General features: G+C 65.6%; 13 protein-coding genes. 4 read left to right on the forward strand and 9 right to left on the reverse strand.

What is annotated here, in order from left to right:
- The first annotated feature begins 356 nt into the window (after positions 1-356).
- Complete coding sequence (locus HYG77_RS12585) at positions 357-1,193, forward strand: HAD-IB family hydrolase (RefSeq protein WP_208962821.1); 837 nt, start codon at positions 357-359, stop codon at positions 1,191-1,193.
- 389 nt (positions 1,194-1,582) lie between these two features.
- Here HYG77_RS12585 and HYG77_RS12590 read toward each other — a convergent pair whose 3' ends face one another.
- The 5 genes from HYG77_RS12590 to HYG77_RS12610 all read right to left on the reverse strand — a co-directional run bounded on the left by HYG77_RS12590 (position 1,583) and on the right by HYG77_RS12610 (position 7,687).
- Positions 1,583-2,332 carry an oxidoreductase gene (locus tag HYG77_RS12590; protein ID WP_208962822.1) on the reverse strand — a complete coding sequence of 250 codons (750 nt, stop codon included), beginning with the start codon at positions 2,330-2,332 and terminating at the stop codon, positions 1,583-1,585.
- A gap of 32 nt (positions 2,333-2,364) precedes the next feature.
- Complete coding sequence (locus HYG77_RS12595) at positions 2,365-4,101, reverse strand: ABC transporter ATP-binding protein (RefSeq protein WP_244461296.1); 1,737 nt, start codon at positions 4,099-4,101, stop codon at positions 2,365-2,367.
- Positions 4,102-4,106: 5 nt separating this feature from the next.
- Complete coding sequence (locus tag HYG77_RS12600) at positions 4,107-5,084, reverse strand: ABC transporter permease (protein WP_109326368.1); 978 nt, start codon at positions 5,082-5,084, stop codon at positions 4,107-4,109.
- A complete protein-coding gene (locus HYG77_RS12605) occupies positions 5,077-6,003 on the reverse strand; it encodes an ABC transporter permease (protein ID WP_109326367.1) in 927 nt (308 codons plus the stop codon). Before HYG77_RS12605 ends, HYG77_RS12600 begins: the two co-directional genes overlap by 8 nt.
- Positions 6,004-6,070: 67 nt before the next feature.
- Positions 6,071-7,687: an ABC transporter substrate-binding protein gene (locus HYG77_RS12610; protein WP_109326366.1), complete on the reverse strand. Its 1,617-nt coding sequence runs from the start codon at positions 7,685-7,687 to the stop codon at positions 6,071-6,073.
- Between the two features lie 285 nt (positions 7,688-7,972).
- Here HYG77_RS12610 and acs point away from each other — a divergent pair, with 285 nt between their 5' ends.
- From acs to HYG77_RS12625, 3 genes are all read left to right on the forward strand, one after another.
- Complete coding sequence (acs, locus tag HYG77_RS12615; RefSeq protein ID WP_208962824.1) at positions 7,973-9,937, forward strand: acetate--CoA ligase; 1,965 nt, start codon at positions 7,973-7,975, stop codon at positions 9,935-9,937.
- A 269-nt stretch (positions 9,938-10,206) separates the two neighbouring features.
- Entirely contained in the window at positions 10,207-10,731 is a 525-nt protein-coding gene (locus HYG77_RS12620; protein ID WP_109326364.1) for a phage holin family protein, read from the forward strand.
- Positions 10,732-10,740: 9 nt separating this feature from the next.
- Positions 10,741-11,679, forward strand: coding sequence for an alpha/beta hydrolase (locus HYG77_RS12625; RefSeq protein ID WP_208962825.1), 939 nt, complete (start codon positions 10,741-10,743; stop codon positions 11,677-11,679).
- Positions 11,680-11,686: 7 nt separating this feature from the next.
- Here HYG77_RS12625 and HYG77_RS12630 read toward each other — a convergent pair whose 3' ends face one another.
- The 4 genes from HYG77_RS12630 to nth are packed head-to-tail and all read right to left on the reverse strand — an operon-like array spanning position 11,687 to position 15,098.
- Complete coding sequence (locus HYG77_RS12630) at positions 11,687-12,877, reverse strand: MarP family serine protease (RefSeq protein WP_208962826.1); 1,191 nt, start codon at positions 12,875-12,877, stop codon at positions 11,687-11,689.
- A complete protein-coding gene (locus HYG77_RS12635) occupies positions 12,874-13,635 on the reverse strand; it encodes a CoA pyrophosphatase (RefSeq protein ID WP_208962827.1) in 762 nt (253 codons plus the stop codon). The genes HYG77_RS12630 and HYG77_RS12635 overlap by 4 nt, the downstream gene beginning before the upstream one ends.
- Positions 13,632-14,300 carry a TlpA disulfide reductase family protein gene (locus HYG77_RS12640; protein WP_208962828.1) on the reverse strand — a complete coding sequence of 223 codons (669 nt, stop codon included), beginning with the start codon at positions 14,298-14,300 and terminating at the stop codon, positions 13,632-13,634. The genes HYG77_RS12635 and HYG77_RS12640 overlap by 4 nt, the downstream gene beginning before the upstream one ends.
- A gap of 12 nt (positions 14,301-14,312) precedes the next feature.
- The gene (gene nth, locus HYG77_RS12645) at positions 14,313-15,098 is read right to left on the reverse strand and encodes an endonuclease III (protein ID WP_109326358.1); all 786 of its coding nucleotides are present in this window, start codon (positions 15,096-15,098) and stop codon (positions 14,313-14,315) included.
- Positions 15,099-15,160: the final 62 nt, after the last annotated feature.

Here is a 15,160-nt window from a genome sequence, read left to right on the forward strand (position 1 = left end):
ATCTGTGGACAACTTCGACCCTGTGGATAGAAATAGGTACATCCGTACCATTTCGAGGGTATGGAGGAGGCCGAGGATCCGACCTACGTCTGCCGCACAGAACCGCACCTGCCGCACACAGAGGACGACCCTCGCCAGGGGGGGAGGAGGCGAGGGTCGTCGGTGTTCAGCCCCGGGGGGTCGGGCTGAACATGTCCGAATCAAATCCGGACATCTTTGATAGTACACCTCCCTGGATGTGTATTTGCAAGTTCAACTGTCGAACGATTGTGCCGTGTCGCACGAATCTTTCGAGGCCACTCGCGGTGGCGTCCGGAACACAGCTTCCCTCCCGAACAGCGCATATCCTGGCAGCTGTGACCGTGAAGCCACAGATAAGTGCAAAGACAGGTCGACACACCGAGACGGGTCGAGTGGCCGCATTTTTCGACCTCGACAAGACGATCATCGCCAAATCCAGCACCCTTGCGTTCAGCAGGCCGTTCTTCGACCAAGGTCTCATCAACCGGCGGTCCGTCCTCAAGAGCAGCTACGCCCAGTTCCTGTTCCTTCTGTCCGGGGCCGACCACGATCAGATGGAGCGCATGCGCGCCTATCTGACGAGCATGTGCACGGGGTGGAATGTGGAACAGGTCCGGGCCGTCGTCGCCGAGACACTGCACGACATCGTCGACCCCCTCGTGTTCGCCGAGGCCGCCGACCTCATGGCGGATCACAAGCTGCGGGGCCACGACGTGGTCGTGGTGTCGGCGTCGGGCGAGGAGGTGGTGACACCGATCGCCGAAGCGTTGGGAGCTACCCGCAGCATCGCCACGCGCATGGCCGTGAAGGAAGGGCTCTACACGGGCGAGGTGGAGTTCTACTGCTACGGCGAAGGAAAAGTGGAAGCCATCGTCGAACTGGCCGAGAAGAACGGCTATGACCTGTCGTCCTGTTATGCCTATTCCGACTCCGTCACCGACCTCCCCATGTTGACGGCGGTGGGGCACCCGACCGCTGTCAATCCCGACCGTGCCCTACGAAAAGTAGCGGCCGGAAACGGTTGGCCCATACTGACTTTCTCCAATCCGGTGTCCCTCCGGGCACGCCTCCAGTCGCCGTCGGCGACGACGGTCGCCACCACCGCAGCGGTCAGCATCGGCGCCCTCGTCGCTGGCGCGTTCACCTACGGAGTAATGCGCCGCAAGCGCTGACGGGTGACAACACCCGACACGGCCACAAACCGAATTTGACACTTGCTGTGAGGTGGGTCACGGGGTACAAAGGAGTTACGGAAGAACGGAAGGCCAAGATCGACCCGGAAGAGAAGGATCGATCTCCCGACCGCGATTCCCGGCACGGGCACTAGGTACCCACGCGGAGCACAAGCCACTATAAGGGCAGAAGTGTTGTGGGCCTGCGAGACTCGCGTTTCATCGGCAAGGACCCTGCACCGGTTGCAGGGACGACCCGACGATCGTCGAACTCTCGCCGAGGCCATCCACACAACCCACCGAGCACGCTTGGTAACCGGTAGTCCGCGCTGACGGGCGGCGAAGTCGACGAGAGTCGGCAGCGCCGCCCGTTTCGTGTGGCGCTCGGGTCAGGTCGCTGCCGCCTCCGCGATGGACATCGCCTCCCGCGCACCTGCCTCCAGCGCCCCACAGCACAGGATCACCCAGCTGCCGACCCCCTCCGCGGCACCGGATGCGAAGGCGCCGATCCCGTTGCGGTACGCCTGCTGGCGGCGAAACCAGCTCACTTCCGGCACACCGAGGTTGTGGGGGTCGAGGCCGCTGGACACGCACACCAACCGTGATGCCGCTCGGGCGACGACACCGTCGCCGACACCGAAGGGCTTCAACGCCAACAGTTCGCCGTGCACTACCGCGGCAAGGACCGGTGCCGGCGCCGTGGTCCCTCCGGTGACGAGTTGCGCGAGACCGTCCAACCGTTCTGCCACGCCGGCGGCCGGGCGGGGCCTGCCCAGTAGCTCCGGATCCTCCACGAGGTCTGCGGCGGCGAGGAGGTGAAGCCTCGCGAGCGCTTGCAGCGGAGCGCGCTGCCACGTCGACTGCAGTAGACCCAGAGCATCCCCGTCGAGCGCCTGACCGACACGCAGTGCACCCGACAGGATCGGATCCGCGACCTCGCCCGGCGCCGGCAGTTCCGTGCGTCCACCGTCGAGTGAGGCCGACGCGCGAGCAGCCCGGACGGCTGCCTCCGCCGCCGTGGTCGGCCAACCACGCCGGTTGGTCTTGTGGCGATGCACCTCCCCGAGCGCGTCGCGCGCACGGTCGGCGGCGTCGCGGACTCCGGGAAGGTCGATGAGGGGTTGCAACGGGTCACTCACGTCTGAGAACGCTACCCGGCGCCGCGTCGTCCTCAGGCGCCGAGCCGGATCGATCCACCCGGGATGGCAGCGAGCAGTTTCCGCGTATAGGCCTCCTTGGGCGAGCAGAACACCTCGTCGGTAGTGGCCTTCTCGACGATGGCACCCGCCGACATGACCACGACGTCGTCGGCGATCTGCCGCACCACCGCGAGGTCGTGAGTGATGAACAGGTACGTCAACCCCAGTTCTGCCTGCAGGTCGTTGAGCAGGGTGAGGATCTGATCCTGCACCAGCACGTCCAGAGCCGACACCGCCTCGTCACACACCACCATCTCGGGTTGCAGCGCCAACGCGCGGGCGATCGCCACACGCTGACGCTGCCCACCGGAAAGCTCGTTCGGGAATCTCCGCATCACCGACGCAGGCAACGCGACCTTGTCCAGCAAGTCCCGTACCCGGGCCTCCCGTTCCTTGCGGGTACCCACCTTGTGCGTGCGCAGAGGTTCTTCGATGGTGCGGAAGATGGAGAACATCGGGTCGAGGGTGCCGTACGGATTCTGGAAGATGGGTTGGACGCGGCGCCGGAAAGCCAGCGTCTCCCTCCGGTCGAGAGTCGCGACATCCTTACCGTCGAAGAGCACTTGTCCCGACGTCGGGGCCAACAGTCCGAGCACCATGTGCGCCACGGTCGACTTGCCCGACCCGGACTCACCGACCACGGCGGTCGTCGTTCCCCGGCGGACCGCGAACGAGACGTCGTCGACGGCCTTGAACTCGGTGGATCTCCGTAAGCCGTGACGGATGGTGAAGACTTTGGTCAGTCGGGTCACCACCACCACATCATCGGTGACCTCACCGAACTCGCCCGCGAGCGCACCGTGCTGCTCCGCCTCACCGACCACCTCGAGTGCCTGATCCCGGATGTCGGCCCGCGCCAGCGAAGAGCTGCGTCGCTGGGAGGCCAGCGAGGGCGCTGCGGTGACGAGTTTCTGCGTATAGGGGTGTTGCGGGCGCTGCAGGATCTCGAGGGCAGGCCCGGACTCCACGACGCGGCCCTTGCTCATCACGACGAGATGCTCCGCCCGCTCGGCCGCGAGACCGAGGTCGTGGGTGATGAGGAGTACTGCCGTCCCCAGCTCACTGGTGAGCCCGTCCAGGTGATCGAGTATCTGTCGCTGGACGGTGACGTCGAGGGCCGACGTCGGTTCGTCGGCAATGAGCAACTGCGGGCGGGCCGACAGTCCGATGGCGATGAGCGCCCGCTGTCGCATGCCACCCGAGAACTCGTGCGGATACTGCCCCAACCGGTCTTCGGCATCGGCGAGCCCGGCCTCTTCGAGGAGTTCGGCCGCGCGGATCCTCGCGGCCTTCCCCTGTGCGATCCCGTTGGCCGACAGTGCCTCCCGGATCTGGAAGCCCACTTTCCACACCGGATTGAGGTTGGACATCGGGTCCTGCGGAACGAGGCCGATCTTCTGTCCACGCAAGGCGACGAAGTCTCGCTCCGGGGCACCCGCGAGGTCACGTCCTGCGAAGAGAATCTGGCCGCCGGTGACCTTCCCCGTACCGGGCAGCAGATCGATGACGGCGTGAGCAATCGTGGACTTTCCCGACCCCGACTCACCGACGATCGCCACCGTCTGCCCCGGATACACGGTGAGACTCACCCCCCGCACCGCCGGAACCGAACCCGAACGGGACGCGAACGTGACCTCCAGGTCTCGGATATCGAGAAGCGGCGCCTCGTCGGCCGTAGCCATCGGTCCGGTGGTTTCGTTCGGGGACATCACGCTCACCGCTTCCGCGCCCTGGGGTCGAGCGCGTCCCGGAGAGCGTCGCCCATCATGATGAAGCCGAGCACCGTAATCGCCAGCGCGGCAGCCGGGTAGAACAGAATCACCGACCCTTGACGGAGTGTCACCTGCGCAGTGCTGATATCTCCGCCCCACGAGATCTCGGAGGACGGGAGACCGATACCCAGGAACGACAGCGTGGCCTCGGCCACGATGTAGACACCCAGCGAGATGGTCGCGATGACGATGATCGGCGCCAGGGAATTCGGCAGGATATGACGTAGCAGCGTCCGGAAGTTCGAGACGCCGAGCGCCCTCGACGCCACGACATAGTCGTTGTTCTTGGCCGAGAGGACCGCCCCGCGAGCAATTCTCGCCATTTGAGGCCAGCCGAAGAGGGCGAGTACGACGATCAGAGTCCAGATACTGCGATTCGCGAACAACTGCATGAGAACGATCGCCGCAAGAATGAGCGGGACACCGAAGAAGATGTCGGCTACCCGCGACAGCAACGAATCAGCCCAGCCTCCGTAATATCCGGCGAGGGAGCCGAATACGACGCCGACGAGTAAGACGATCGTGGTGACCCCCACGCCGACCAGCACCGACGCGCGGGCCCCGTAGATGGTGCGGGAATAGATGTCACATCCCTGCTTGTCGTAACCGAACCAGTGGCCGGAGGACGGGCCGCGCATGCTGAACGCGAGGTCGCAGAAGCGTGGGTCGGTGCCGGTGAACAGGCTCGGGAAGGCGGCTACGGCGATGACGACGAGAATGATGACGGACGCCACCACGAACAAGGGACGTCGACGAAGATCGCGCCAGGCATCCGACCACACACTCGTGGGCGGCTGATCGAGGGACACGGTGTCGGTCTCCCCCGTCGGCGCGACCTCCTCGGGAGCGACGAAGTGTGATTGGCGAATCTTCCGGTCTCCGGTCCGGGGCGACTCGTCGTTGACCACTTTCTCAGACATAACGGATCCTCGGATCGAGTGCGGCGTACAGGAGATCGACGATCAGGTTGGCCAGCAGGTAGATGACGATCAAGACGGTGACGAACGAAACGACCGTGGGCGCCTCCCCCCGGGTGACCGCCTGGTAGATCGTGCCGCCGACTCCGTTGATGTTGAAGATGCCCTCGGTGACGATCGCCCCACCCATCAAGGTGGCGAGGTCGGCGCCCAGGAAGGTCACGACAGGGATGAGCGAGTTCCGCAATACATGCACTTGCACGACTCTGCGCCGCGAAAGCCCCTTGGCGGTGGCTGTTCTCACGTAGTCGGCCGTCAGATTCTCGGCCACCGAGGTGCGCGTGAGCCGCAGCACGTACGCGAAAGACACCGATCCGAGGACGAAGGCCGGGAGCAGAAGATTGACGAAGCTGGTATTGCCCCCCACCGTCGGCGGTACCCATCCCCACTTCACCCCGATGAAGAACTGGGCAAGGAACCCGATGACGAAGATCGGGACCGCGATGATCACGAGGCTGACCAGCAACACGGTGCTGTCGAAGAGGCCGCCCTTGTGCAGTCCCGCAAACAGCCCGAAGCCGATTCCGAAGAGCCCTTCGATGGCCAGTGCCATCAGAGACAGCTTGATGGTGATCGGAAATGCCTGCGCCAGAACCTCACTGACCGGACGACCCGAGAAGGATGTGCCGAAGTCGAGCGTGAAGATGCCTTCGAGATAGAGGAAGTACTGCATCAGGAACGGTTGATCGAGGTGGTACCGGGCGCGGAGCTGGGCTGTGACGGCGGGACTCAGCGCCTTGTCGCCGGCCAGCGCGGCGATCGGGTCACCGGGCAGGAGAAACACCATCGCGTAGATCAGGAAGGTCGACCCGAGGAACACAGGAATCATCTGGAGCACACGGCGGCCGATGTACCAGAGCATCGGGTCCCTTCCTCTCCGCAGGCCGGTGACGGCGGAAGCTCGCCCCACCCCGTCGGCGACTCCGGTGTCAGTTCTTCTCGATGTCCGAATACATCGGGATTCCCTTCCAGTCGATCGTCACGTTCGACACGTTCTCCGACCAGCCGCTCGCGGCATTGCGGTACCACGTGGGAACGGCGGGAAGATCCCTCAGAAGAACTTCCTGCGCCTGGTCGAGCAGATCCTGAGCCTTACCCGGATCGACCTCGCCGGCCGATGCGCGCAGCAGCCGGTCGAACTCCGGATTGGAGTAGTCGCCGTCGTTCGAGCTGCCGCCTGTCTGGTAGTTCTGCGCAAGGAAGCCGTACTGCTGTGGGTAGTCGCCCTGCCATCCCGAACGGAATGCGGACGGGATCGTGCGGTTGGTGGCCTCGGTCCGGATTTGAGCGAAGGTCGGGTATTCCTTGCCCTTCGCGTCGATGCCCAGCGTGTTGCGGATGCTGTTGACCGTGGCATCCACCCATTCCCTGTGCCCGCCGTCGCCGTTATACGCGATCTCGAAACTGCCGGTCCACGGCGCAATGGCGTCGGCCTGCGCCCACAGTCTTTTCGCAGCCTCGGGGTCGAACTTCAGATTGCCGTTACCGGCGAGCGAATCCGACCAACCCTCGATGGCGGGACTGGTGAAGTCGAGAGCCGGAGTACGGGTGTTGTTGTAGATCTGTTCCGTGATCTGGTCGCGGTTGATCGCCATCGAGATGGCCTGACGACGGAGGGTGCCTTCTTCACCGCTGAAGTGCGGCAGGCGCCCCGGAATGGTGAAGGTTTCGATGGTCGCGGACGGCTGGTTCACGGTGCGACCCCGCAGATCCGACTCGAAGGTAGTAACTGCGCTCGGCGGAACCTGGTCGAGGACATCGACGTTGCCGGCCAGCAGATCGGTGTAGGCGGTGTCGAGGCTGTTGTACATGATGAAGTCGACACCGTCGTTCTTCGGCTTCCGATTGCCGTCGTAATCGGGGTTGGTGACGGTGTCGATCCGCACGTTGTGCTGCCAAGCACCGGGTCCGGCCAGCTTGTACGGCCCGTTTCCGACCGGGTTCTCACCGAACGCTGCCATGTCCTCGAACGCCACCTGGGGCAGGGGGAAGTACGCGGCGAATCCGAGTCGATCGGGGAACGCCGACTCCGGTTGCTTCAGTTCGATCGTGAAGGTGCTGTCGTCCACCACCTTCAGTCCGGACATCGTCTGGGCCGTCGGGTTCTCGGCCGCCACCTCGTCGTAGCCCTCGATCGGGTCGAAGAAGGATGCCTGGATCTGCGCATTGGTGGACAGCGCGCCGTAGTTCCATGCGTCGACGAACGACGATGCCGTGACGGGTGACCCGTCCGTGAAGGTCCAGCCGTCCTTCAGCGTCACGGTGAATGTCTTACCGTCCGTGGTGTCGATGGACTCGGCCACCTCATTGGTGATTGCACCGTGGGCGTCATACGAGACGAGGCCGGCGAACAGGGCATCGATGACGCGGCCGCCCTGATTCTCACTCGTATTGGTGGGGACCAGAGGATTCTGCGGCTCACCAGCCCAAGCATTGACGATCCCGCTTCCTCCTCCGCCCGACGATTCGCCGGACGAGCAGGCGGACAGCATTCCCGCTGTCAAGCCCACCGCCAGAACAGCAGTTGCCACGCGTGTCCTACGCACAACGTTCCTCCAGCCCCGGTGGAATGATGGGACGACGATAGTCACGTTACGGCTCCGCGGGGCCGGAGGCGCAGAATCTCGTCGAAATGCCGTCTCGGCGAATCTTCGACCGGGACAGTTCGGCCGTTCGGCCGCCGAGGAATACCGTCCGGCGCGCCGAAAGGACCGATCGTCGCAGAACACGCGCATGCAACCTCGTGCAACGGTGCGCTCACGAGCCCTTGTGACTACCCTCACACGTGCTAGAACTGCCGTTTTCGAGACTGGAAAGAAGGCCGGGCCACAATGACCAGTGCAGCACAGGCGAACGGATCGACGGAGAAATCCGCACAGCCGGATGCCGTCCCGCAGGTGTACCCGCCGAGCCCCGAGTTCACCGCGACCGCGAACGCCGGACCCGAACTCCAGGCCGAGGCAGATGCCGATCGACTCGCATTCTGGGCGAAACAGGCGCAGCGACTGCACTGGCACGCACCCTTCACCGAAGTCCTCGACTGGTCCGACGCCCCCGTCGCGAAGTGGTTCGTCGGCGGCCGACTCAACGTCGCATTCAACTGCGTCGACCGCCACGTCCTCGAAGGCAACGGCGACCGCGTCGCCATCCACTTCGAGGGCGAACCCGGCGATACCCGCGACCTCACCTACCACGACCTCCTCACCGAAGTGAGCAAGGCGGCCAACACCTTCAGTGACCTCGGACTGGTCCCGGGCGACCGCGTCGCGATCTACATGCCGATGATCCCCGAGGCCATCGTCACCATGCTCGCCTGTGCACGCCTGGGCCTGACCCACTCCGTCGTCTTCGCCGGCTTCTCCGCCAGCGCCCTGCGCTCCCGCATCGACGACGCCGAAGCCAAACTCGTCGTCACCGTCGACGGCCAATGGCGCCGAGGCCAGGCGGCCCCCCTCAAACCCTCGGTCGACGACGCTGTCGACGGCGCCGAATCCGTCAGGAACGTGCTCGTCGTCAAACGCACCGGCATCGACGTCGACATGGCCGAGGGCCGGGACCTGTGGTGGCACGACACCGTCGAGAAAGCCTCCGACACCCACGAGCCGAAGCCGTTCGACTCCGAGCATCCCCTGTTCATCCTCTACACCTCCGGCACCACCGGAAAGCCCAAGGGCATCATCCACACCTCCGGCGGCTACCTCACCCAGGCCTCCTACACCCACCACAACGTCTTCGACCACAAAGTCGGACAGGACGTGTACTGGTGCACCGCCGACATCGGCTGGGTCACCGGGCACAGCTACATCGTCTACGGACCGCTGTCCAACGGTGTCACTCAGGTGGTCTACGAAGGCACCCCCAACTCCCCCGACGAGCACCGCCACTTCCAGATCATCGAAAAGTACGGTGTCAGCATCTACTACACCGCTCCCACCCTGGTGCGTACCTTCATGAAGTGGGGCCGGGAGATCCCCGACGCCCACGACCTGTCCTCGATCCGGCTCCTCGGCAGCGTCGGCGAACCCATCAACCCCGAGGCGTGGAAGTGGTTCCGAGAGGTGATCGGCGGAAACACGGCACCGATCGTCGACACCTGGTGGCAGACCGAGACCGGGGCGATCATGATCTCCCCGCTCCCCGGCATCACCGCCACCAAACCCGGATCCGCCATGGCACCGCTGCCCGGCATCTCCGCCAAGATCGTCGACGACGACGCAAAGGAACTCGGCAACGGCGAATCCGGCTACCTGGTGCTCGACAAGCCGTGGCCGGCGATGCTGCGCGGTATCTGGGGCGACATGGACCGCTACCGCGACACCTACTGGTCCCGCTACCTAGAGCAGGGCTGGTACTTCGCCGGTGACGGCGCCAAATACGACGAAGACGGCGCCCTGTGGGTCCTCGGCCGCGTCGACGACGTCATGAACGTTTCCGGCCACCGCATTTCCACCTCCGAGGTCGAATCCGCCCTCGTCGGACACCACGGAGTCGCCGAAGCCGCCGTCGTCGGAGCCGCCGACGAGACCACCGGCCAGGGCATCGTCGCGTTCGTCATCCTCCGCGAAGGCGTCGAGAACACCGGCGACGACCTGATCGCCGAACTCAAAGCCGAGGTCGCGCGAGAAATCAGCCCCATCGCGAAGCCGCGGCAGATCACCGTCGTCCCGGAACTACCCAAGACCCGCTCCGGCAAAATCATGCGAAGACTACTCAAGGACATCGCCGAAGGCCGCGACCTCGGCGACACCTCCACCCTCGTCGACCCCAAAGTCTTCGACGCCATCCGCGGCAAGTAGGGCGCTTCGCGCCCCGTGCGCCTTTTGGTCGCTCCCACTACCAGAAAGGCGCACGGGCGGCGGAGCCGCTTACACCCGGGCAGCCCACTGACCGCTAGCCTTCTCGTAGCGAATCTCGCAAACGCGAGAATCGGTGACGGCAGCACGGCCGACATGGTGAAGGTCGGGCTGCTCGTGACATCGTCGGCAGTTACTGTGACGACGATGTCGGGCACACATGGCCAGAACGAAGACTCGGACGTGCAAGAGCTACCTGGAGGGGTCGACAAGTGAGCATCACTCACGGCAAGGGAGACAGCCCGCGTTACACGGGAGACGGGGTGCCGAACACGGTGTCGTCGATCCCGCTCACCGACGCGGACATTTCACCGTCCGGCGAGGTGACCCTCGGCACACTGGTCAAGCACGCAACCGCGCAGGTGTCCACGCTCGTGCGCGCCGAGGTGGAGCTCGCGAAGGCCGAGGTGACGGGCGAGGTCAAGAAGGGTCTGCAGGGCAGTCTGTTCTTCATTCTCGCGTTCACCGTGCTGCTGTTCAGCTCGTTCTTCTTCTTCTTTTTCCTCGCCGAACTCCTCGACGTATGGATCGCACGCTGGTTGGCCTTCCTCATCGTCTTCCTGATCATGGTCGTCGTCACTGCGATTCTGGGTCTGCTCGGCTATCTGCGGGTCCGCAAACTACGTGCACCGGAAAAGACCATCGATTCCCTCAAGCAGGCCAGATCCGTGCTCCCGACGTCGTACTCCGATGCGGAGGCCCACCTCGCGTCTCCCAGCGGACGACACGCACGATAGTTCCGTCCGGTGGCACCACCCGATCCGTCAACCGTCCGTTTCGACGGCCCGTGGATTCACCGTGACATCCATGCCAACGGAATCCGTTTCCACACCGTCGAGGTCGGCGCATCCGCACCGGATGCGCCGCTCGTCGTCCTGCTGCACGGATTCGCGGACTTCTGGTGGTCGTGGCGACATCAGCTGATCGCCTTGTCGGACGAGGGTCTCCGCGCCGTGGCCGTCGACCTCCGCGGTTACGGCGACTCCGACAAACCTCCCCGCGGCTATGACGGCTGGACCCTGGCCGGTGACATCGCGGGCCTGATCCGTGCGATGGGCTACAGCGAGGCCACGTTGGTGGGGCACGCCGACGGCGGCTTGGTCTGCTGGGCTACCGCGGTGCTCCACGCGCGTCTGGTGCGGTCGATCGCACTGATCAGCTCCCCACACCCGATCGCCCTGAAGCAGGCCGTTGTCCGCGACCGTCACCAACGCAAGGCCGTTCTGCCCCCGTTTGTGTCCTACCAGTTGCCGTGGCGGCCCGAACGACGGCTCACGCGTGACGGTGGGGCCGAAGTCGAGCGTGTGATCGTCGAACGGTCGGGACCGGCGTGGCCGAAGTCTCCGGAATTCGACCTCGTGATGTCCCGGATGCGGTCGGCGATCCAGATTCCCGGCACCGCGCACTGCACGCTGGAATATCAGCGATGGGCGTTCCGTAGCCAGTTCCGCCCGGACGGCCGCCGGTTCATGGCCTCGATGGATCAGACGCTGCGGATACCCGTACTCCACCTCCACGGTGACCTCGACCCCTACGTGCTCGCCGACACCGTGCGGCGCAGCCGTCGCTTCGCCCCCACACAGCAGCTCGACACGATTCCCGGTGTCGGGCACTACGCGCACTGGGAAGCGCCCGAGCGGGTGAACTCCGCCCTGCAGGGGCTGGTCTCGACGCGCCGCGTGTAGGGCTCGCTCAGAGAACGCAGCCCCCGGTGTCCACTGCGGCGGTCGCGCCGGACGCCGTCTCCAGCTGACGCGACACCTCGACGGCGGTGAGAACGAAACCGGTGTCACTGTTGTCGACCGCGGCGCCGAAGACCACCCCGAGCACCATGCCCTCACGGTCGACGAGCGGTCCACCCGAGTTGCCCTGCCGGATGGAACCGCGCACCGTGTACACCTCGCGCTGAACCGTTCCGGCCCGGTAGATGTCGGGACCGCTGAGGTCGAGGATCTCGCGTATCCGCGCGGCACTGGCCGTGTAGGACCCGCCGCCCGGGTATCCGAGAACCAGCGCACTGTCACCTGTTCGTCCCGGCTCCGGCGCGAAGTTCAGCACCGGAGCGTCGAGGCCCGGTACCTCGAGAACGGCCACGTCAGTCGACGGGTCGAACAGCACCACCTCAGCGTCCAAGGGTCCGTCCGCGGTGTCCACGACGATTCCCGCCGTGCCCGCCACGACGTGCGCGTTGGTCATCACCCGTTCCGGCGCGACCACGAAGCCGGAACCCTCGAGCGCACGCTGACAACTGGGCGCCACACCCCGGATACGGAGCACGCTGGACTGCAGAGACGACGCCACCGGGCTCGCGAGAACACCGGCGTCGGGCGGATCGACCGTGGTGATCGGGGTGCGTCCGAACGGACCGATGACGTCCGGAAGTCCGGAGGTGTCGAGTAGCGCGGAGAACTCGGTGGGGAGTTGGCGCATCCACGCCGGTGCAAGGTTGTCGACGGTCTCGAGCACGCTCGACCCGCGCACCGCGGCTGCGAGTTGCGGTTGAGACGAGGACGTCAGCGGGATGGCCAACAGCCACGCCGCCACGAATACCGCGACCGCCTGCACACAGGCACCGATGACGCTGTCGACGGAGCGCGCCGCCGGACTGTGCATGCTCCCGCGGGCGGCACGGCCCAGGACCATGCCCGCCACTTCCCCGATGATCACCAGCACCACGATCAACGCAATTCCGACGAGCACCCGGCCGCGTCCCTCGTCGACGTGCACCAGCACGTGCGGGGCGATGAGGATGCCTGCGACCGCACCGAGCAGCACACCGACGAAGGCGAGGACCGACGCCACCGCACCCTGTCGCCAGCCGGAGCTGGCCGCTATGAGCGCGATCAACACGATCGCGAGATCGATCCAGCGCGACCCCGTCATCGCTCACCCACCCGATATCCGTGCTTGTGAGGCAGATGGTCGTCGTCGATGTCATTCTCCATTTCGGCCAGGACGGTGTCGAGGTCCCGGATGTCCCGGCGGTCCCACTCCTGTTCCCAGCCCGAGATCGCGAACAACGCCGCAAGGATGCCCGCCGTGAATCCCCACACCAGCATGCCGTCGGCCGAAAATGCCGGACCCTGGTAACCGGCGGGGTGGTGCACCTGGAACCGGTTCCGCGGGTCGATCAGGGTGTGCAGCGGAACCCGTGCCACCCGCGCCGCCTCCGCCGGATCGACGACTCCCACTGCGCTCGGCTTCTCCCAGTACGCAAGAACCGGGGTGACCTCGAAGCCGGACGGTGGGACGAAAATCTGTTCCAGAACGGCGAGCGGCTGCACCCCGGCCGGATCCAGCCCCGTCTCCTCCTGCGCCTCGCGCAGAGCGGTCGCGATGGGACCGTCGTCGCCGGGATCGCTGGCACCGCCCGGAAACGCGACTTGCCCGCTGTGCTGACGCATGGTGGCCGCGCGCTGGGTGAGCAAAACGTCGGCGCCCGCGGGCAGTCCCCCGGACATCAGGGGGTCTGCCTCGGCAGGACCGCCGAACAACACGAGTACCGCGGCCTCGCGCGTGGTCGCGCCGCTGGGGGCACGCCGATTCAGAACCGGATTGATGCGATGCGGGTCGGCCGGTGTGCGCCGCACGACCTCACGCAACCAGGTCGGAACGGCGGCGCCGTCGACGGACGCGGTCATGCCGCAACCCCCAGGTTCTGCTCGACGGCGGCGGCGATCTCCTCGACACTGCGGAACGGCTGGGGCAGGATCTTCGCCACGCTGCCGTCGGGCCGGATCAGCACGGACACCGGCAGGACCGCGGGTGCCCCCACCGCGGCGGCGACCCGCCCGTCAGCGTCCTGCACACCGGGCAAGGTGACGGAGTAGTCGACGAGCCGCGCCAATGCGCTGGCCTGCTGGGGATCGGTGTGCACGGTAAGGACGGTAACGGCGTCACCGGCCCGATCGGAAAACTGCTGCATGTAGGGCAGCTCCTCCGCGCAGGGACCACACCAGTACGCCCACAGGTTCAGTAGCGCAGGCCGGCCGGCGAGAGCGGATGCGAGATCGACCCCGCTGCCGTCGCCCACGCATTCGAGCGTGATGCCGGCCAATACCGAGTCGGCAGCGGGCGCCGAGAAGGGCGCGGGACAGGGCTCGAGCGCCGCATCCGCACGCAACGCGGAGAGGGCGCCGGGATCGGCGCCGGGATCGGCGCCGACGGACATCGGCGTACTCCCGCCCGGACCGAAACGGTCCTCGTACGACGGCGCCTGCGCATCGTTCCCGCGCGGCCAGATCGCGACGACGAGAGCTGCAACAACGACGAGGGCGGCCACACTCCACCGCGCTGCACTAGACACTCGTATCGATCCTCACCGGCCGGCCAGACGAAGCAGATGCTCGGTCTCCGGTCCGCGCACCAACTCGGCAGCGACGTCGGGGTCGACCGGGCCCAGACCGTACGACGGACAGTCCTTGGCCAGAACACACACGCCACATGCCGGCTTCCGGGCATGGCAGACGCGCCGACCGTGGAAAATCACCCGGTGGGACAACAGAGTCCATTCCTTGCGTTCGATGATTGCCCCGACCGCGTGCTCGACCTTGACGGGATCCTCCTCGTCGGTCCATTGCCAGCGCCGGACCAGCCGACCGAAATGAGTGTCGACGGTGATGCCCGGGACATCGAAGGCGTTGCCCAGAATCACGTTGGCGGTCTTGCGTCCGATACCGGGAAGCTTCACCAGTTCCTTCAGGGTATTCGGAACCTCTCCGTCGTGATGCTCGAGGAGAGCCTGCCCGAGGCCGATCAGCGACGTCGCCTTGTTGCGGTAGAAACCGGTGGACCGGATGTACTCCTCGAGCTCCGTGCGTTCGGCTTCCGCATACGCCTTCGCATCCGGGTAGCGGGCGAACAACGCCGGCGTCGTCATGTTGACCCGGACATCGGTGCACTGTGCGGAGAGGATGGTCGCGACCGCGAGTTCCAGTGGAGTGGTGAAGTCGAGCTCGCAATAGACGTGTGGGAAAGCCTCCGCGAGGCGGCGGTTCATCCTCCGGGCGCGTCGCACGAGGCCGAGCCGGGATTCCTCCTGATTCGCGGCCCGGGAACGGGCGCGTCCACGCAGACTGGAGCCGTCACTGGGGGTCACATGCACGGGTCCAACTCTACGGACCCGGCCGCGATCCGAATCGCCGCTGTGTCGCATCTGAGACATTC

This window comes from Rhodococcus sp. ZPP (genome assembly GCF_017656075.1).
Lineage (GTDB): Bacteria > Actinomycetota > Actinomycetes > Mycobacteriales > Mycobacteriaceae > Rhodococcus_F > Rhodococcus_F oxybenzonivorans.

Excerpts from the sequence above, each read along its gene's own strand:
- HYG77_RS12595 (WP_244461296.1), bottom strand. The coding sequence starts at position 4,101 with ATGTCCCCGAACGAAACCACCGGACCGATGGCTACGGCCGACGAGGCG.
- HYG77_RS12600 (WP_109326368.1), bottom strand. The coding sequence starts at position 5,084 with ATGTCTGAGAAAGTGGTCAACGACGAGTCGCCCCGGACCGGAGACCGG.
- HYG77_RS12605 (WP_109326367.1), bottom strand. The coding sequence starts at position 6,003 with ATGCTCTGGTACATCGGCCGCCGTGTGCTCCAGATGATTCCTGTGTTC.
- acs (WP_208962824.1), top strand. The coding sequence starts at position 7,973 with ATGACCAGTGCAGCACAGGCGAACGGATCGACGGAGAAATCCGCACAG.
- HYG77_RS12630 (WP_208962826.1), bottom strand. The coding sequence starts at position 12,877 with ATGACGGGGTCGCGCTGGATCGATCTCGCGATCGTGTTGATCGCGCTC.
- HYG77_RS12635 (WP_208962827.1), bottom strand. The coding sequence starts at position 13,635 with ATGACCGCGTCCGTCGACGGCGCCGCCGTTCCGACCTGGTTGCGTGAG.